Annotated in this window: 17 protein-coding genes and 1 tRNA gene; 13 read left to right on the forward strand and 5 right to left on the reverse strand. The window is 46.3% G+C overall.

The window, feature by feature from the left end:
* The first annotated feature begins 182 nt into the window (after window positions 1-182).
* The 13 genes from V7051_RS14970 to V7051_RS15030 all read left to right on the forward strand — a co-directional run bounded on the left by V7051_RS14970 (window position 183) and on the right by V7051_RS15030 (window position 12,710).
* Complete coding sequence (locus V7051_RS14970; RefSeq protein WP_333875389.1) at window positions 183-1,244, forward strand: pilus assembly protein PilM; 1,062 nt, start codon at window positions 183-185, stop codon at window positions 1,242-1,244.
* A complete protein-coding gene (locus V7051_RS14975) occupies window positions 1,244-1,846 on the forward strand; it encodes a PilN domain-containing protein (protein WP_333875390.1) in 603 nt (200 codons plus the stop codon). Before V7051_RS14970 ends, V7051_RS14975 begins: the two co-directional genes overlap by 1 nt.
* Window positions 1,846-2,472: a type 4a pilus biogenesis protein PilO gene (locus V7051_RS14980; RefSeq protein ID WP_333875392.1), complete on the forward strand. Its 627-nt coding sequence runs from the start codon at window positions 1,846-1,848 to the stop codon at window positions 2,470-2,472. The genes V7051_RS14975 and V7051_RS14980 overlap by 1 nt, the downstream gene beginning before the upstream one ends.
* A gap of 260 nt (window positions 2,473-2,732) precedes the next feature.
* A complete protein-coding gene (locus tag V7051_RS14985) occupies window positions 2,733-3,224 on the forward strand; it encodes a pilus assembly protein PilP (protein ID WP_333875463.1) in 492 nt (163 codons plus the stop codon).
* A gap of 15 nt (window positions 3,225-3,239) precedes the next feature.
* A complete protein-coding gene (gene pilQ / locus V7051_RS14990; RefSeq protein WP_333875394.1) occupies window positions 3,240-5,600 on the forward strand; it encodes a type IV pilus secretin PilQ in 2,361 nt (786 codons plus the stop codon).
* A gap of 74 nt (window positions 5,601-5,674) precedes the next feature.
* Window positions 5,675-6,199, forward strand: a complete 525-nt coding sequence (gene aroK / locus V7051_RS14995; RefSeq protein WP_333875395.1) for a shikimate kinase AroK — start codon at window positions 5,675-5,677, stop codon at window positions 6,197-6,199.
* A gap of 97 nt (window positions 6,200-6,296) precedes the next feature.
* A complete protein-coding gene (gene aroB, locus V7051_RS15000; protein ID WP_333875396.1) occupies window positions 6,297-7,379 on the forward strand; it encodes a 3-dehydroquinate synthase in 1,083 nt (360 codons plus the stop codon).
* Entirely contained in the window at window positions 7,366-9,249 is a 1,884-nt protein-coding gene (locus V7051_RS15005; RefSeq protein ID WP_333875398.1) for an SPOR domain-containing protein, read from the forward strand. Before aroB ends, V7051_RS15005 begins: the two co-directional genes overlap by 14 nt.
* A gap of 80 nt (window positions 9,250-9,329) precedes the next feature.
* Entirely contained in the window at window positions 9,330-10,397 is a 1,068-nt protein-coding gene (gene hemE, locus V7051_RS15010; protein ID WP_333875400.1) for a uroporphyrinogen decarboxylase, read from the forward strand.
* Between the two features lie 33 nt (window positions 10,398-10,430).
* Window positions 10,431-10,886: a DUF411 domain-containing protein gene (locus tag V7051_RS15015; RefSeq protein WP_333875401.1), complete on the forward strand. Its 456-nt coding sequence runs from the start codon at window positions 10,431-10,433 to the stop codon at window positions 10,884-10,886.
* Window positions 10,883-11,929 (forward strand): glucokinase, encoded by a 1,047-nt coding sequence (gene glk, locus V7051_RS15020; protein WP_333875403.1) that lies wholly within the window; start codon window positions 10,883-10,885, stop codon window positions 11,927-11,929. Before V7051_RS15015 ends, glk begins: the two co-directional genes overlap by 4 nt.
* 154 nt (window positions 11,930-12,083) lie before the next feature.
* Window positions 12,084-12,159 (forward strand) — tRNA-Thr (locus V7051_RS15025).
* 158 nt (window positions 12,160-12,317) lie between these two features.
* Window positions 12,318-12,710: an antirestriction protein gene (locus tag V7051_RS15030; RefSeq protein ID WP_333875405.1), complete on the forward strand. Its 393-nt coding sequence runs from the start codon at window positions 12,318-12,320 to the stop codon at window positions 12,708-12,710.
* Window positions 12,711-12,833: 123 nt separating this feature from the next.
* On the opposite strand, the gene V7051_RS15035 is transcribed toward V7051_RS15030, so the two are convergent.
* From V7051_RS15035 to V7051_RS24690, 5 genes are all read right to left on the reverse strand, one after another.
* Window positions 12,834-13,322, reverse strand: coding sequence for a hypothetical protein (locus tag V7051_RS15035; RefSeq protein ID WP_333875407.1), 489 nt, complete (start codon window positions 13,320-13,322; stop codon window positions 12,834-12,836).
* Entirely contained in the window at window positions 13,312-13,887 is a 576-nt protein-coding gene (locus V7051_RS15040; protein ID WP_334181153.1) for a hypothetical protein, read from the reverse strand. Before V7051_RS15040 ends, V7051_RS15035 begins: the two co-directional genes overlap by 11 nt.
* A gap of 197 nt (window positions 13,888-14,084) precedes the next feature.
* Window positions 14,085-15,659: a DNA primase family protein gene (locus tag V7051_RS15045; protein ID WP_333875412.1), complete on the reverse strand. Its 1,575-nt coding sequence runs from the start codon at window positions 15,657-15,659 to the stop codon at window positions 14,085-14,087.
* Window positions 15,649-16,512 carry a toprim domain-containing protein gene (locus V7051_RS15050; protein WP_333875414.1) on the reverse strand — a complete coding sequence of 288 codons (864 nt, stop codon included), beginning with the start codon at window positions 16,510-16,512 and terminating at the stop codon, window positions 15,649-15,651. The genes V7051_RS15045 and V7051_RS15050 overlap by 11 nt, the downstream gene beginning before the upstream one ends.
* A gap of 88 nt (window positions 16,513-16,600) precedes the next feature.
* Window positions 16,601-16,804, reverse strand: coding sequence for a helix-turn-helix domain-containing protein (locus V7051_RS24690; RefSeq protein ID WP_442919657.1), 204 nt, complete (start codon window positions 16,802-16,804; stop codon window positions 16,601-16,603).
* Between the last annotated feature and the right edge of the window lie 672 nt (window positions 16,805-17,476).

The following is a 17,476-nucleotide window of genomic DNA, read 5'->3' on the forward strand; positions in this document are numbered from 1 at the left end:
CCAACAGTAGGTACTTTAGGTGGAGCTTCCGCCGTATCATATCTTATCTCCATATAAGCAATGCAATATTAGCGTAATGATGTGCCGAGAAAAGGCGGTAGAGCAAGCAGAGGGCGGTTGCCGGGAGATCGGCATTGCATTGATCGGTCACATAATTCATCAAGTTTTTCAAAGGTTAGTTCATGAGTTGGTTTAGTCAGAAACAGAGCGCGGTTCTTGGTATCGATATCAGTACAGCAGCTATAAAATTACTCGAATTGAGTAAAATCGGCGCTCGTTACCGGGTTGAGAGTTATGCCGTATCGCCTTTGCCGCAAGATGCTGTTATTGACAAAAATATAGCCAACATTGAAGTAATAGCAGACGCGATTAAATCCGCTTTAAAGCAATCCGGGTCCAAGTTAAAGCAAGCATCTGTCGCTGTTGCAGGATCATCAGTGATGACCAAAGTTATACCCATGCCCGCATCATTAACCGATGATGAAATGGAAGAGCAGATTATGGTTGAAGCGGACCAGTATGTGCCTTATTCGCTTGATGAGGTGAATTTCGATTTTGAAGTACAGGGCGAAAATGAAAACAACCCTGAAATGGTCAATGTACTGCTTGCGGCATCGAGAAAAGAAATTATTGCGGATCGTGTGGAAGTGTTGGCAAAGGCAGGGTTAAAAGCCAAAATTGTCGATGTCGAAGCGTTTGCGATGGAAAATGCCTTTACCTTGTTGGTTGATCAATTGCCGGATGCTGTAGGAAGTCAAACGGTTGCGATCGTGGATATCGGCGCGACCATGACCGCCTTAAATGTTTTATATAATTGTCGCACCGTGTACACAAGAGAGCAGGGGTTTGGCGGCAAGCAGTTAACCGAAGAGATTCAGCGCCGCTACGGATTAACTTATGAAGAGGCCGGCTTGGCAAAAAAGTTGGGCGGACTTCCAGACAATTATAGCGTTGATGTGCTTGATCCGTTTAAGCGGGCAATGGTTCAGCAAATTCAACGGTCGATACAGTTTTTTGTTTCATCAAGCGCGAACAGGCGTATCGATAGTCTTATCCTGGCGGGTGGCTGCGCATCAATACCCGGTATCGATAAATTGGTTCAGCAAGCCATAGAAGTTCCTACAGTTATAGCGAATCCTTTTATCAATATGGCGTTATCCAATAAAGTAAAACCTCAGTCATTGAGCAACGATGCTTCCGCAATGATGATTGCATGCGGCTTGGCACTGAGGAGCTTTGACTAATGGCAAAAATCAATTTACTACCTTGGCGTGAAGAGCTGCGGGCGCAGAAAAAACAGGACTTTATCAATGCGATTGGCGCGGCTGTTTTGGTTACAGCGATTATTTTTGCCGGGGTTCATATGTATATTGAAGGGCTTAAAGCGCATCAGGAACAAAGAAACAAAATGATACAGGACGAAATAGCGTTACTGGATATAAAAATTGGCAAAATAAAAACTATTGAGGAGCAAAAAAGTAAGTTGCTGACCAAAATTGAATTGATTCAGAAGCTTCAGGAAAGTCGTCCTGAGATTGTGCATTTGTTTGATGAGCTTCCCAGAGTGACACCGGATGGGGTTTTCCTGACAAAATTTACTCAGGTCGGTGCGGAACTGAATTTTGAGGGCAAGTCACAATCAAATGCGCGTGTTTCCGCTTTTATGAGAGCGATAGAATCCTCGGCTTGGCTGAAAGTTCCAACGCTTGATGTGATTCAGACAGCGAGCAAAGTGAGTTCTGAGCAGTTAAGCGATTTTACTCTACACGCCAAGCAAGGTAACCAGAATGCGCAAGCTGCCGCAGATAGTGGAAGTGCCGCGAAGCCACCGGCTGGGGGTAAATAATGAATTTGTCAGAAATTAATTGGGATTTTAATGAGGCGGGCACTTGGCCTCTACCTGTTAAAGCGGCAACAATTTTAGTTATATGCATCCTGGTTTTTGGCGCAGGTGTTTATTATGACACGCTTGACCAGTTGGCGGCGCTTGATGCTTCCGAGAAAAAAGAGCTGGAATTAAAACAGGCGTTTGAGACCAAACAAAAAAAATCAATCAATCTTCCGGATTACCAGAATCAGTTGGCGCAAATTGAAACAGAGTTGGAGGATATGATTCGGCAAATGCCGACACAAGAAGAGGTTGCAAGCCTATTGATTGATATTTCTCAGACAGGACTGGCGAGCGGTCTGGCGTTTAGATTATTCAAACCGGGGATTCCTGTTCGTAAGGATTTCTACTCAGAGTTGCCAATTAATATTGAGGTTATTGGAAAATACGAGGAGTTGGGATTGTTTGTGAGCGGTTTAGCCTCATTGCCCCGAATTGTTACTGTACATGATGTGACTATTGTTCCCGAAAGCAAGGAAGGTAAAGCAGGGGAAATGAAAATGAATGCGACCGTGAAGACCTATAACGAAAGCGTTGGTGGAGAAGAGTCTACGGCTACCAAAAAGAAAAGAGGGCAAAAGTAATGGAATACAATAAGTTATTGCTACCTTCCTTGGCGGTCGACCGCGCTGGTTCCCTACCTGCCGCGGCACTCCCACCGTCCTTGGCGGTCGGTCGCACTGGTTCCCTACCAGCCGCGGCACTCCCACCGTCCTTGGCGGTCGGTCGCACTGGTTCCCTACCAGTCGCGGCACTCCCACCGTCCTTGGCGGTCGGTCGCACTGGTTCCCTACCAGTCGCGGCACTCCCACCGTCCTTGGCGGTCGTAAGTTGTCTGATTGTTATGACGTTACTGACAGGTTGTGGCAACGAGGATTTTTCAGATTTAAATCGCTATATCTCAGAAGTGAAGGCAAGGCCTAAGGAGTCGATTAAGCCTTTACCTGAGATTAAGGTAATTGAGCCTTTTATGTTTAAGCCGGAAGGTCTGCGTGATCCATTTAAGCCGCTGGAGCAGCCCGAACAGGCCGAGGGTGTTGATGTTTCTGCCGGTAGTGGTATCAAGCCCGATACGACCCGGCGTAAAGAAGAGTTGGAAGCATTTCCTTTGGATGGTTTAAAGATGGTAGGTACTGTAAATATGAAGTCGAGTCTGTGGGGATTGGTAAAAGCCAGCGACGGCACCATTTATCGCGTTAAGGTCGGAAATTATGTAGGTAAAAATTACGGAAAAATTATACGGATAGTCAGCGATAAAATTGAATTAATGGAAATAGTTCCCGATAAACCGGGAACATGGCATGAACAACCCGCTGCAATAACATTGACAGAGTGATTCTGAGGATAATAAATGAATAATAAACAAGGCGGCGTTATTGTGAGCATCCACAGGACACAGGATAAAACGTGGCGGCCATTGTATGCACACATTGGCTTAACTCTATTTTTATTTATCTTTCAAATTGCATCTGTTAACGCAGGCGAATTGGCATTGTCGGGCATTGACTTTGCGACACAGGCTGGCGACAAACTGCAAATTGAAATGGTAATGACAGGGCCAGCCATTACCCCTCAAATATTTAAGACCGATAATCCCGCGCGAATTGCTTTGGACTTTCCCGGTGTAAAAAGCGCGCTGGCAAAAAAAATGTACCCCATAAACCAGGGGGCAGCGAACAGTGTTTATGTGGTAGAAGCCGCCGGTAGAGTTCGTGTTGTTGTTAACCTGATTGAATCAATACCGTTTGAAACAAAAGTGGTTGGCGATAAGGTGTTGCTGACCCTGACTCGAGCAAAGGCTGTGGTGCCTACTACAAAGCCTGTTGTTGCAAAGGCGGCAATCCCTGTTTCAACAAAGGCCGCTAATTCAGTGGCTGCGGCGCTAATACCTGAGCAGGATATTAGCGGCTTTGACTTTAAGCGAGGCGATAAAGGAGAAGGGCGCATACTGGTTTCCCTTGCCAATCCTAATACTATTGTTAATTCCAAAGAACAAGGCGGGAAAATTATTATAAGCTTTTTAAATACCCGGCTGCCTGAAGGCTTGGCTAAACGTCTGGATGTTTCCGAGTTTGCAACACCCGTTAAGTTTATTGATACGGTCTCGTCTGACCAGCAGACCACTATTACCGTGACTCCGCAAAATCCACTTTATGATTATTCAGTATTTCAAGCGGATGGGCTGCTGACTGTTGAGTTTCGTCCTTTAAGTAATGAAGAAAAAGACGCGCTGGATAAATCGCGCATCAAATATACTGGCGACAGATTGTCTTTAAATTTTCAGGAAATTGAAATACGTAGTGTTATTGCTATTTTGGCCGAGTTTACCGGACAGAATGTAGTTGCCGGTGATGATGTGACGGGTACAATTACTTTAAAACTGGATGATGTGCCTTGGGATGAAGCGTTAGATTTCATCATGATGACCAAGGATCTGGGCAAGTATGAGACCGGTAATGTCACATTGATTTCTCCTTTGGATAAAATTAAGGACTATAAGAAAAAACAACAGGAAACAGAGAAAGTCGTTGAGCAATTAGACCCGCTAGTGACTGAATATATTAAAATCAATTACGCCAAAGCCGAGAATTTTAGAAATTTGTTAAATGGTGCTGATACCGGTGCTTTTGGCAGTTGCGGGGTGACAGCTACATCAGGATCATCTTCATCCGGAGGTTCATCTTCTTCCTCAGTTTCTTCATCCGCTGGAGGTTCCGGGGGGGCTGCAGGCGCTTCGGGTGGCGGGCAATCAAGCCAAGGAGCAGGAAGCAGTGGCTCAGGAGGCAATGATGACAAGTTTGGCTTGCTTTCCGCTCGTGGATCGGCCATCGTCGATGCACGAACCAATACCTTGATTGTTCGCGAGACGACAAAACGCCTGGAAGAAGTCAAGAAACTGATTCGCAAGCTTGATGTTCCTGTACGTCAGGTAATGGTTGAAGCGCGGGTTGTTATTGCTAATGATAATTTCATTGAAACCTTAGGTGTCAAGTTTGGTGCGGCAAAAGAAGCGGCTGTCGGTTCTAATAAGACATTTGCTGTAGGTGGTACCCAGATTCCTTCAAGTGGCGGAGATCCTACTGTAAACACAAGAAAACCAACCGATTTACTGGTCGATTTGGGTGCGGCAGCGTTAACATCTACCCCGCCCGGCGCTTTGGGAATGACCCTGGCTAGAGGCGCCGATTATGTGTTGAATCTTGAGCTTCAGGCATTACAAACAGAAGGGAAAGGTGAAATAGTCTCAAACCCCAGGGTCATGACCATGGATCGCTGCACAGCCGTTATGACGCAAGGTGTGCAAATTCCGGTTACGACGCCTCCGACGGCAAATTCTCCGGCAACTACCACGTATATCGACGCAGTGCTTGAATTAGACGCAACGCCACAGATTACACCGAGTGGTTCGGTTGTTATGAACTTGCTGGTTAAGAAGGACAATGCGAATGCAACTAGCAATCCTGTATCGGGTAATCCCGGCATTGATAAAAGGCAGATTAAAACATCGGTACTCGTCCAGGATGGAGAGACCGTTGTTTTAGGCGGGGTTTATGAAGGTACTGAAACATATGGCAAGAATAAAATCCCATTTTTCGCCGATTTGCCGGGGATTGGTTTTTTATTTACAAATTCAACGGCTCAGAAAGAGAAGCGGGAATTGTTGATTTTTGTCACACCCAAAATTATGAAAGATAATATAGCCAGCGATTGATTGCTTCTACTCGAAGCAAAAAGGGGGCATAATGCCTCCTTTTTTAATGGTTTACCCCGCAAATAAGGCAGGTCATGACGCGATCAGAGAATATATATTTAGTTGGCCTCATGGGTGCAGGAAAAACTACGATAGGACGGCAGTTAGCCAGGGCGCTTAAATTGCCTTTTTATGACAGTGACAAAGCGATTGAGGAAAGGACCGGCGTAGATATTCCCACGATATTCGAGTTTGAGGGAGAAGAAGGATTCAGGGATAGAGAGCAGAAGATGATTCAGCAATTGACGCAAATGGAGGGTATCGTACTGGCTACCGGTGGCGGTGCTATTTTGCGTGAAGAAAATCGCAAGCTATTGAAAGAAAACGGCTTTATCGTTTACTTGCAATGTTCGGTAGAAAGAATTCTGGAGCGGACGCGTAGAGATACGCAACGTCCCTTGCTGAAAACGGATAACCCAAGAGACCGGATAGAGACTTTATTCGCACAGCGTGAGCCGCTGTATTTGTCCTGCGCTGACTTTAAAATCGACACAGGCGTCATGCAAAGCAAAGAAGTGGTTAGCCACATTCTAGAAGAATACAACTCAGTTAATCGTTAAACAAAATCTATCTAGGTTAGCTTGGCATAACCCGACGCATCGAAGCGGCAAATCCCCGGTTACGCCAAGCTAGCCCGATCTACAAGCATTAATAAATATGAAAAAATTACTGGTTGAATTAGGTGACCGTAGTTACCCGATCTATATAGGCTCTGGTTTATTGAGCCAGTCTGAATTGTTCGTAAAGCATATAAAGTCCAAGCAGGTTGTTGTCGTCACCAATGAAACCATTGCGCCTCTATATCTGGATGCAGTTTTAAAAAACCTACAGGGCTATATTGTCGCAACAGTAATATTGCCCGATGGCGAACAATTTAAGACTTTAGACTATGTAACTCAAATCTTTGATAAACTGCTGGCCTGCAAATTTAGCCGTAATGCCACCTTGATTGCTTTAGGCGGTGGTGTCATTGGTGATATGGGCGGTTTTGCGGCAGCCTGTTATCAACGAGGCATTTCTTTTCTGCAAATACCTACAACCTTGCTGGCTCAGGTTGATTCTTCGGTAGGAGGCAAAACCGGGGTCAATCATCCGCTGGGTAAAAATATGATTGGCGCTTTTTACCAGCCGCAATGCGTTATCGCCGATGCTGATGTTTTGGATACGCTGGATGAGCGTCAATTGGCTGCCGGCCTAGCCGAAGTGATTAAATACGGCCTGATCAGAGATGCTGAGTTCTTCGAATGGCTGGAAAACAATATTGACGCGCTACTAGCCAGAGATAAACAGGCATTGGCTTATGCGATTGAACGGTCATGCATTAATAAAGCCGAGATTGTCGCCGAAGATGAAACCGAAACCGGAATCAGGGCGACGTTAAATTTAGGCCATACTTTCGGACATGCGATAGAGACCGGTGCCGGTTATGGTAAATATCTTCACGGTGAGGCTGTAGCCATTGGAACGTGCCAGGCCGCCGATCTTTCCAAAAGAAAAGGCTGGCTGAATGAGGAAGATGTTGCAAGAATCATTGCGCTATTTAAAAAAACGAGATTACCCGTACAGCCGCCGGAACAAATCGATTCAGACCGGTTTTTGGAATTAATGGCGGTAGATAAAAAGAATGTAGACGGCCAGATCAGGTTGATTCTGTTACAAAAAATCGGTATGGCAACATTGCCTGTAGACATAGACCGAGCCCTATTGGAGATGACACTTAAAACCTATGGTAGAAGATGATAGTTTTACTTATCATGTGAAACAGCAGTCGGCGGATCAGATAAATAAGGCTGCTCACTCCTTGATAACAAAGGAACGCACACAAAAGCTTGATTTATTAATTCACCTGCTTTCAAACCTGACGCAGGCCCTTGTTGTCTGTGGTCCGGAAGGCATCGGTAAAACGACGTTACTTAACATTTTGCAAGGGCGCAAGACTGAATCATGGCGCTATTGCCTTGTACAGGGTAATGCCGCCGTAAGTTTTGAGGCGATTCAGGAGCAGTTGGTCAGGGCGCGCTATGAAGGCCAATCTAAACAAGTGGTATTAATTATTGATAATGCGGGTGAATTAGTCCCCGGCCTGATCGCGACAATCATTCAATATGCAGCGGCAAATCCCGCTTTAAGGGTGGTTTTCGCTTTAACACATGATGAATTACAGGTAAAACGAGGTTCGGATCGAGCGATTGATGATTGCCATATCATTGAAATTCCTTCCTTATCAGAAAAACAGTGCGGCGACTTTTTACAACACTTGTCAACAAAGCCTTATGCAAATCTGTCGTTTAAAACAATCAATGACAATATGATAGCGCATATTTATCGCGAGACGCATGGGGTTCCGGGAAGGATTATCGCCGATATATCGGGGGTGTCATCCGGTGCTAAGCAAGGGGGGAAATTGAAATGGATACTTATTCTCGCCATTGCCGCAGCAATCGTTATAGCGTTAGGCATTCAGTGGCTATTATCATCGACGCCACGTCATACTGCTCCCGGCATTGTTTTGCCTCTTGAGTCATCAAAAGATAATGATAAAAAAGTGATAGCTCCTCCTACTGCTGTCGAACAGAAAGCCGACAATATCGAAATTGCCCCTCCACGGCCAGAGTCGCAGATAATGCTCCCGCTGCCGCCAGTTCAGCCGGTTATCCAGCAGCAATCAGTACCGGCCACTCCCACTCCTGTCCGCGGTCCTTATCTAAGTCCGGTAGAAAATGAAGGGCATGACACGAAAGACGCATTAGCGCCTTCAGTCGAAGTCAATGTAAACAGGAATAATCAACAGCCCGTTACCGCCCCGGCAAAGCCTGAGTCGGCAAGCTCGGCTGTTGATAAGCAGTTAACAAATAATGCGTTGCATTCCGCGCCAATTGCTCCTATATCAATACAGGCAACGCAGCCAATGCCGCTTGGCGCTGAACAACAAAAACAGTCGGAATCAGTTAAAGCAACTAATGATGCCCAACCGCCTATTACTCAGGATTTGGAGATCAAAGCCCAACCCGAGCCGGTACGTACGATTGGAGTTGATCAGAAGTTGGACAAAAAGCAGCCGGACATCGCTCAGCAGAAAATGGCAGAGCGGCTTTGGGCTTCGCGAGAAAAATTAAAACAAGCTGAACTGAAGAAGGCGATCAATGGTGTGGAATCGATTACGGCCAATAAGCTCGAAACAATCCAGATACCGCCAAAGCCCGTAGAAATTACGGCAGTCCCTGAGCAGCGCGCCATAGAAACTACGGCAGTCCCTGAACAGCGAACTATAGAAACTGCGGTACCACAGCAATCGGAACCTGGTCGTATCGGTTCCCTACCGACTTCGACACTTCCGCCATCCTTGGCACTCGAAGCGCCATTGGCGTCGTCAGCAAATAATTTTACGTTGCAGCTTATGGTGTTATCAAAACAATCATCTGCGGACGATATGATCAAGAGGTACCCGGCGTTGGGGCCGGATATTAGGATTACTAGAACGATAGTCAAAGGCAAAGAGAAATTTATTTTAGAGTATGGCTCATATCCCGATGCCCCATCAGCAAATAAAGCCAAGGAATCCTTACCCTTTGAATTCCACAGAGCATTAGTAAGAAAAATAGCTCAGTAAACATAGATTGTACCCACAGGGCCGATATGTTACCCATGCGCTAAAACACCATAAAATTTTAAACCGGAATAATTAAATCCATGACCGCATTAAAAAACGATACTTTTATTAGAGCGCTGTTAAAACAACCTGTGGACTACACGCCGATTTGGATGATGCGCCAAGCGGGGCGTTATCTGCCGGAATACCGGAAAGTCAGAGAGCAGGCCGGCAGTTTTTTAGATCTGTGTACCAATCCGGAGCTGGCTTGCGAGGTTACTCTACAGCCGTTACGGCGCTTTGATTTTGATGCGGCCATTTTGTTTTCGGACATTTTGACCATTCCCGATGCCATGGGATTGGGGCTTTATTTTACCGAAGGTGAGGGACCTAAATTCACCCATCCGGTCAGGACTGCGGCAGATGTGAATAAATTGCCGATTCCCGACCCGGAAACGGATTTGCGTTACGTAGTCGATGCGGTTCGTCTGATAAGAAAGAACCTGCAAGGCAGCGTACCGTTAATCGGATTTTCCGGTAGCCCCTGGACGCTGGCGACGTATATGGTCGAAGGCGGCAGCAGCAAGAGCTTTCAAAAAGTCAAAAGCATGATGTATGAGCAGCCCAAGTTGATGCATGTTATGTTGGATAAACTGGCGCAATCGGTCGCGGCTTACTTAAATGCTCAAATTGAAGCGGGTGCTCAGGCAGTCATGTTATTCGATACCTGGGGCGGCATGTTGACGAGCGAAGATTATGTCGAATTTTCCTTATATTACGCCAAACAAGTCAGGGCCTTGCTTAAAACCAATATAGACGGGCAGCAGATTCCAACCATCCTGTTCACCAAAGGCGGCGGGCTCTGGCTGGAAGCCATGGCCGATTCAGGCTATGACGCTCTGGGCCTGGATTGGCAGACCGATATACAACAGGCTCGCGTCAGGGTCGGTCATCAAGTCGCTTTGCAGGGTAATATGGACCCGGTTGCGCTGTATGCCAGTCCTGACGTCATCACCGAAAAAATAAAAACCATCTTACATAAATACGGCTCGGGTTCGGGTCATGTGTTCAACTTGGGACACGGTATTTTGCCTGATATGAATCCTGATCATGTTAAAGCAATGGTTGATGCGGTACATCAACACAGCCGGACTTATCATCAGGCATAAGCATTTAATCTAATCAATAAAGAGGTTACGACTATGAGAATATCGAACACTTTGCTGGCAATCAGCTTACTCGCTGTCAATCTGGGCGTTAGTGCGGAAAGCAAGCCTATTGATATCGTAGTTCATAGGAGCCCGACCTGTACCTGTTGCGGAAAATGGCTGGAGCATCTGAAAGAAAATAATTTTAATGTAGAAGATATCGTCACTAATGACGTACAGGCGGTAAAAGATAAATACGGCGTTACCAGGGAAATGGCTTCCTGTCACACAGCCATCGTTGATGGCTATGTGGTTGAAGGCCATGTGCCTGCCGATGACATAAAAAAATTATTGAAAACCAAGCCCAAAGTTGCCGGGATTGCGGTGCCGGGTATGGTTAACGGTAGTCCCGGCATGGAAATGGGCGATACAAAAGACGCTTATAAAGTGATGAGTTTCGACCGCGAAAATCATACCAAAGTATTCAATAGTTACGAAGGCACGCAATGACTTATGACGGGCTGCCCCAGCCCGAACCCCTTCATGTGCAAATCGGCTCCAGACAGATCTATCTGGCCGGTGACGTGGGGGGGACAAAAACCCTGCTGGCACTGTTTGATGCCGAAGGCGATGATGTTACATGTCTAAAAAAAGAGCAATTTTCCAGTACCCACTATCCAACGTTTACCGAGTTATTAACATCGTTTTTGACTGACACAGATTGCACGCAGATAGCTGCTGTCTGTCTCGGCGTGGCCGGTGTTATTGCCAATGGCAGTTGCGAAACAACCAACTTGCCGTGGGCACTCAGCAGTAAAGAAATTGGCGAGCGGGTCAATACTCAAAATGTCTGGTTGTTGAATGACCTCGAAGCAACCGCATGGGGCTTATTGGACTTGCCGGAGCACAATTTTGTCGAGTTGAATCCCGATGCACAACCGCAGCAAGGCAATATTGCCGTGATCGCGGCCGGAACCGGCTTGGGTGAAGCAATAATCGCATGGAATGGTTCCGCGTATCATATTATTGCCAGTGAAGGCGGGCATGCCGATTTTTCGCCGACTAATGAGCGGGAAATAGCCTTGCTCAGGCACTTACTGGCAAAATATTCTGAGCGTATCAGTTGTGAGCGGCTGATATCCGGTGAGGGCCTGGTCAATATTTATCAATTTCTCAAGCACGCCAGTTACGCACAAACTAACCCGGAAACCGAGTTCCAGATGACTGAGCGAGATCCGGCCGCAGTCATAGGCGAAGCGGGCGTTGCGGGGAGTGATGCGCTGTGCGTCGAAGCGTTAAACCTATTTTGCAGATTATATGGAGCGGAATCAGGAAATCTGGCTTTAAAATGCCTGCCTTATGGCGGAGTTTATCTGGCCGGAGGCATAGCTGCAAAAATTTTGGCTGTATTGCAGCAAGGCGAATTTATGCAGGGCTTCTTGGCAAAGGGACGTTGCCGTGCCGTCTTGCAGAAAATACCCGTTAAAGTCTGCACCGATCAGGAGGTCGCTTTATTAGGTGCGTTAAGTTACGCTAAAAAAAGGCTAAGTTAGATATGAAAATTGACGGTTTTAAAGCAGTACGTTAATTTGCGATAGTAGAAATACTTGTTAAGCCGTAGTCGAAGGGTTAGGCATCTTGGTCGGCTGATAGCCAAGTTATAAAAATAGTCTAACAGTGCTACTCTAAGGTAGGATAAGCATTAATGCCGATGTAGCTCAGTTGGTAGAGCAACTGATTCGTAATCAGTAGGTCGTGGGTTCGACTCCCATCATTGGCTCCAGTTAAATCAATTACTTATTGTGATTTTGCTTGATGAGTTAATTTATCGAGTCACCAATAAGTCACCATCAGGATTGATTTCCCCCATTACACCTTTAAAAAAGTCACCGGCAACGACTGCCGGAAAATAATAAAACTTTGATAAAGAGATAATGAAAAATGAACTTCAACATTGCAACCGAACAAGAAAGGCCCGGATTCCCAACCAAACATTTTAATGATCCCTTGTTTGATCAGACCATCTTTGCAGCGGCCAGAGAATTTTTAAAGGGGTATCAGGGCGGGCACTGGGACTGTGTAACCACATCGGAAGGTGTCCCGTTTATGATTCCGGGACAGGATACCTGTATTTTAATAGCACCCTCAACCAAACAAGAACTTGAAGTAGATAACACACTGGCCGGATTTATACTGACTCACATTGTGTTAACGGGTAAGATTCAAGACGGGATGACCACCTATTCACAACAGCATTATGATTTAAGAGGGGTTATTGCTGACTACTGCATCGAGCTGGACAGAGGGGACGTGTTGAAAGCACTCTTGCATTAAGGCTTAGGGTTTTAGTCCGGGGTTACCCCGGACTAAAACCCACCCCTCATTTTTAGGCAAAGCGGCCTTTGTCCACTGCGGGGAGTAGCCGGTTAAATTCGGCCAGTTTTTCAGATTTTTTGCTCAGTAAAATGCCTCGTACTTTTTCGTACTTTGAGGCGCCAACAAAACACCTGCGGGGATGTTGTCCACATTGTCGGGTAAGAATCCCCCACCGGCAACAACACAAAATTGCACGTACCGCCGTTGACTCACTTTCCATGCTTCGGGCAACTCATAGGTAATAGTTATTGAGTCCCCCGGCCAAACATTTTTGGTTTTAAGATTCGAGAATACTTCATCATATGGAAACCAAACCAGCAGCCCCGTAGCACAATCAAGCATAATCACCCTCGGGTCTCGGTACGTGCGCGGTGCCCAAGGAAACTTTGGCTTATTATCGAGTATCCCCTGAAAGACGCCTTGTAGGCTTACTACAAATGTTTTTTTATCGATTATGTAAGGGTGGATTTGGAGTGTTGAAAGCTCCTTTGTTCTGTCCCAATCAATGGGGAGCCTGGTGTTTTTGTTTATTCGTTTGTTGGAAATGGCGCGCCAGTAATTAATATTCATTGTATACCCCTCTTTTTTGCCATGTTAAGGTTATTTCAGCGACCTCGCCCATAAATTGGGATTCTGAAGCCGTTGTTTTATTAGACTTTTTAACTGTTCGAATCGTAGATTTCCGGCTGCCGGCTATATCGATTTCCATGATCTTATGATGCTTATTCTTGAACAGTCTCAGCGCTACGATGTCAGACCCATTTAGCATCCCGCGCCTGAATTGCCAGAGGCTCAGCCCCCGGAAAGCCCATTTTTGAATCTCTGCAATCAGTTCCTTATTGCTGGCCTCGACCAGAGGCGGCGCTGGTTCTTCTGGCGCGTGGTGGCGGCGATAATTGGCAACGGTAAAGTTATGCCCCGGCTTGATGTCGTAAAGCGCGTGGTGGGCATCCAGTTCGGCTTTCCAGGCATCCAAATTCTTTTTAATGGACGACGAACACCCTCCTATTTGCTTATAAACCCAATTTTTTGTTATCTCGATTTTTTCGGGTGGCGAGGTTGCAAGAGAATTGATTTTCATTTGTTGATTTATTACCTCCCGGATTCTTCGCCGGGTTAATTCTTTTAATTGCATGGTTTTTATTTACCTTTCAATGGCTTGTTGTTTTTTAACAGCCTTTGCAGAGTGGGCCTGTTAAAGTGGCAAGTATTAAGAAGCAGTGCAGAAGTGCAGTAAAACACCTGTTTTTATATTGTTCCTCGGGAGATTTAATGTTTATAAGGAGACTTTATGGAAAATGATGTTTTACTGCACTTTCTGCACTGAAATTTTTAATCAGGCACCCCGAATCCGTTTAAATCCCAATCAGATTGTTTATAGTTTGGGTTTGGGCTGGAACTATCGATGACCAGAATACCGGCCCAAAGAGTTTTCCCATTTGAGCGCCGGTTATTAAATCCCCGTTCTCCCAACTGTCTACCCAGCCGTACTGAACTAAGCGGCCTCAAGCCATTATCAACACACCAACTCTTATAACTTATGTAAATAGCCGTTGATGGGGTCTCGTGGTCAACAACAAGTCCGCAGCACTCACTCAACCATCTCCCCGTTAAGTCTTGATCCGCCTGATAGTCATCAGTCGCTTTTTTAACGGTTTTCGGGGTATCGCGTAACCCCTGTTGAAGCCACCCAAGGCAACCATCGACCATCCAAGCCAAGATGTGTGGAGCTTCTGCTTTCAGGGTGGCCAGTAGCTTCGGGTCTTTTTCCTCCGGCTTAAATGTGCGCTGGAATGGGAGTAGTCTCTGTCTTCGCCATATGCCGTGGTCAGTCCCTTTGATCATTGGCTTGTGATTGCCAAGCATCCACAGCGTGAACTGGGGGGTAAACTCTATCGGGGGCTTATTCAACTCCCTTGCGCTTATGGCGGCTCCACCGGTGGCGTTCTTGATGAAGCCCTCATCTAGCGCCACACCGTCCGAAGTTTCATCGCAGACAATAAAACGCGCACCGCGTAGCATGGCCCTGTCCGGACTTGCAGCACCGGCTGCCCGTTTTGCTTCCGTCAAGGTTTCAAATGCAACAGTTCGAGCATAATCACCGAATATATATTGCAGTAGGCTCACAAAGACAGATTTACCATTAGATCCGAAGCCAAAGCAAAATATAAACAGTTGTTCCTCGACAGATCCCGTTAAAGAGTAGCCACACACGCGGTGGAGCCAATCTATCAACTCAACATCATTACTAAAAATTTCTGTTAAGAATGCCAGCCAACGAACCGCTAACTTAGCATCGCCAATAACCTCAACTTTTAACGATTTGGTGATGTAATCGTTTTTCAGTGCTGGTCGGCCCCTCCCTATTTTTAAATCAAGAACCTGTTTGGCATTGTCGAAACCTATCAAAAAAAGGTCTGCATCAACTAGCACTATAGATAAGCGGATTTCCTCAAAGTCTTGCAAGAATGTCACCGCTGCATCCCTGATACGTATTTTCTGGGAGGCTCTAGACCATTTTACGAAGTCCTCCGCATCATCCAGGTGGTCGGCTCCCTCTCGGTAGATTTGGTCCGGCAATGCCGCTGCAAGCCGCCGAACTGTAACGCCGTCGGGGTCCCACGCCCAGCCCCCACCACCCCAATATAGCCACGCTTTTGCTTCCGGAATATATCTGATGTCAGAACCGAAACTATCCATTAAACGCCACGCGTTGCCCAGCTCCGATAGGGGGCGAGTGTCCGCCGTTCCGTCTCGTACATCCACGCCACCCATTACACGGGGTGTTGGTAAGGGCTTTTCTACCGGCAGGACTGCAAGAGCTTCCGGGCTTAGCATGTCTTTTAAAACGCCAAGGCCTTGGGTTGTGGCTATGTCATTGGCATCACTTATTTTTTTAATAGGCATGTGACACCCCTGAGCTGTTGCGGGCAGGAAGTACAACCTTGCCGCCGACGGCAAGCGCTGCCTCCCTGGCGCACCGTTGGCCGGTCCCTGATTCGTCCCAATCGCCTACAATCACAATGGTATTGGACTTGCAGCAAGCCCTCACCCACTCCGTAACAGGCTTTAAATTACCGGCATCAAAGCAAACAAATACAGGGTTCCCGGTTGCCTCATAGACGCTACAGCCGGTGGCAAACCCCTCAACCAAAATCAGTATAATGTCGTCGGATATGCCAAACGGGTAGGGTAGCGTTACACCTGAAGGGTGGATACGATCTAGCCACCCAGAAGGGCAACCCTCGGGCATATCTACAAGGTAATAACATTCTTTCTTCTTTCCCCCCGGCAAAAACCGTTTTTCTCCGGCTCCTGTAATAGTCTGTAAGTTGAATAGTTCGCCCTCCCAATACATGGGGACAACCAACCGGCCAGCGCCATCTACCCGAACACCGTAGGGTTTGACGCTCTTTTCAATCAAGTAGGGGTGGTCCTCTGGCGCGTCTCTTAGTTGCTCCCACGTAGCCCTAGATTTGATGGAGACCCGGTATTGTCGCTCTGTTGTTTTTTCATCTTGGGCAAGCTTTTTGGCATCCGACATTGGATCACCGCCTTTCGGATTGAACCAAACATACTTAGTTTCAGGATAGGTAAAGTCCCCGAAAGTAAAGCCTTTTGAAAACGCCCTAATCCAACAGTTTTTGCCCTCGTCATTTTTGAAATAACCATCTTCTGGAATATCACACGAACAATTCAAAGCCTGTTTAACGGCTTCTTGTAACGTGGTGGTTTTTATTCGCTTTGCTTTTTTAGTCATAAAACCACCCACAGCTTTACATACATAGGGGTTGTGTTAGACTTTTGGCGCAGGTTTTTGGACTCCCCGGCGTTGGCGCGCCGGGGAGTCATGCGGCACCGCCCACATTCCCCGTGTGCTCGGCTTCATACCGCTCGACAACTTCACGAGGGTAACGGATTGCCTTTCCTAACTTTAAATAACCGACCCCTGTACCTCGCCGCCTCCAATCTTGCAATGTGCGAATAGACACTGACCATCTGTCCGCTAGTTCGGCCTCGGTGAGTGCTGTTTTTGTGTTCTGTGTGCTCATTTATTAAACTCCGTAGTGTAAGTAGTACTACGTATAAGTATGAGGTTGCACAGCCGGTATCGTCTAATAGTTACGATTCGTAAGTAACTGTAAAATATAGGTTAAATTGCCACATAACCCCTGGGGCTCTAGGGGAGTTTACCCCTGAAAATAAATCAAAATAATGGCTGATTTTTGGAAAATTTGCGGCAATGACTGCCGGTCTCACTGAAAAAATGCTCCGCGTTATACGCTCACCGGGGAGTTGATCGATACATTTCCAGCACTTAACCGGTTCCAGCTCTACTCTTAAAAGGGGTGGCGCAATAAATCAGGATCAGTTAGACTCAGCCGCAATTCTTAACCGCTTAGCCTTGGTGTTTGTAAGTTGAAGCAGACACTACGATCTAGCCGATTCATAAAATATTACAAAAAGCATGAACTCAAAAAGTGTCTTTACTATCCTTAGCTTCATACTTTTTTTAGCATCTCCTTTAGCAGTAGCTAAAAATTGCACGAAAGGCAAACCATGCGGTAATGCATGCATAAGTATCACTTATAACTGCTACGTAGGAACAATCACAACTCCAACCCCGACTTGTTTACCCTCCCAGGTACTTCAAAACAATGTTTGTGTGACTCCAACCCCGACTTGTTTACCCTCCCAGGTACTTCAAAACAATGTTTGTGTGA

This window comes from Methylobacter sp. (genome assembly GCF_036845245.1).
Taxonomy (GTDB): domain Bacteria; phylum Pseudomonadota; class Gammaproteobacteria; order Methylococcales; family Methylomonadaceae; genus Methylobacter_A.

Bases quoted from the DNA above. Each gene is read 5' to 3' on its own strand.
- V7051_RS15005 (WP_333875398.1), top strand. From the start codon at position 7,366: ATGGTAGAAGATGATAGTTTTACTTATCATGTGAAACAGCAGTCGGCG.
- aroB (WP_333875396.1), top strand. From the start codon at position 6,297: ATGAAAAAATTACTGGTTGAATTAGGTGACCGTAGTTACCCGATCTAT.
- V7051_RS14970 (WP_333875389.1), top strand. From the start codon at position 183: ATGAGTTGGTTTAGTCAGAAACAGAGCGCGGTTCTTGGTATCGATATC.
- V7051_RS14985 (WP_333875463.1), top strand. From the start codon at position 2,733: ATGACGTTACTGACAGGTTGTGGCAACGAGGATTTTTCAGATTTAAAT.
- V7051_RS24690 (WP_442919657.1), bottom strand. From the start codon at position 16,804: ATGAGCACACAGAACACAAAAACAGCACTCACCGAGGCCGAACTAGCG.
- V7051_RS15030 (WP_333875405.1), top strand. From the start codon at position 12,318: ATGAACTTCAACATTGCAACCGAACAAGAAAGGCCCGGATTCCCAACC.
- V7051_RS15040 (WP_334181153.1), bottom strand. From the start codon at position 13,887: ATGCAATTAAAAGAATTAACCCGGCGAAGAATCCGGGAGGTAATAAAT.
- V7051_RS14975 (WP_333875390.1), top strand. From the start codon at position 1,244: ATGGCAAAAATCAATTTACTACCTTGGCGTGAAGAGCTGCGGGCGCAG.
- glk (WP_333875403.1), top strand. From the start codon at position 10,883: ATGACTTATGACGGGCTGCCCCAGCCCGAACCCCTTCATGTGCAAATC.
- pilQ (WP_333875394.1), top strand. From the start codon at position 3,240: ATGAATAATAAACAAGGCGGCGTTATTGTGAGCATCCACAGGACACAG.
- V7051_RS15050 (WP_333875414.1), bottom strand. From the start codon at position 16,512: ATGACTAAAAAAGCAAAGCGAATAAAAACCACCACGTTACAAGAAGCC.
- V7051_RS14980 (WP_333875392.1), top strand. From the start codon at position 1,846: ATGAATTTGTCAGAAATTAATTGGGATTTTAATGAGGCGGGCACTTGG.
- V7051_RS15045 (WP_333875412.1), bottom strand. From the start codon at position 15,659: ATGCCTATTAAAAAAATAAGTGATGCCAATGACATAGCCACAACCCAA.
- V7051_RS15035 (WP_333875407.1), bottom strand. From the start codon at position 13,322: ATGAATATTAATTACTGGCGCGCCATTTCCAACAAACGAATAAACAAA.
- hemE (WP_333875400.1), top strand. From the start codon at position 9,330: ATGACCGCATTAAAAAACGATACTTTTATTAGAGCGCTGTTAAAACAA.
- V7051_RS15015 (WP_333875401.1), top strand. From the start codon at position 10,431: ATGAGAATATCGAACACTTTGCTGGCAATCAGCTTACTCGCTGTCAAT.
- aroK (WP_333875395.1), top strand. From the start codon at position 5,675: ATGACGCGATCAGAGAATATATATTTAGTTGGCCTCATGGGTGCAGGA.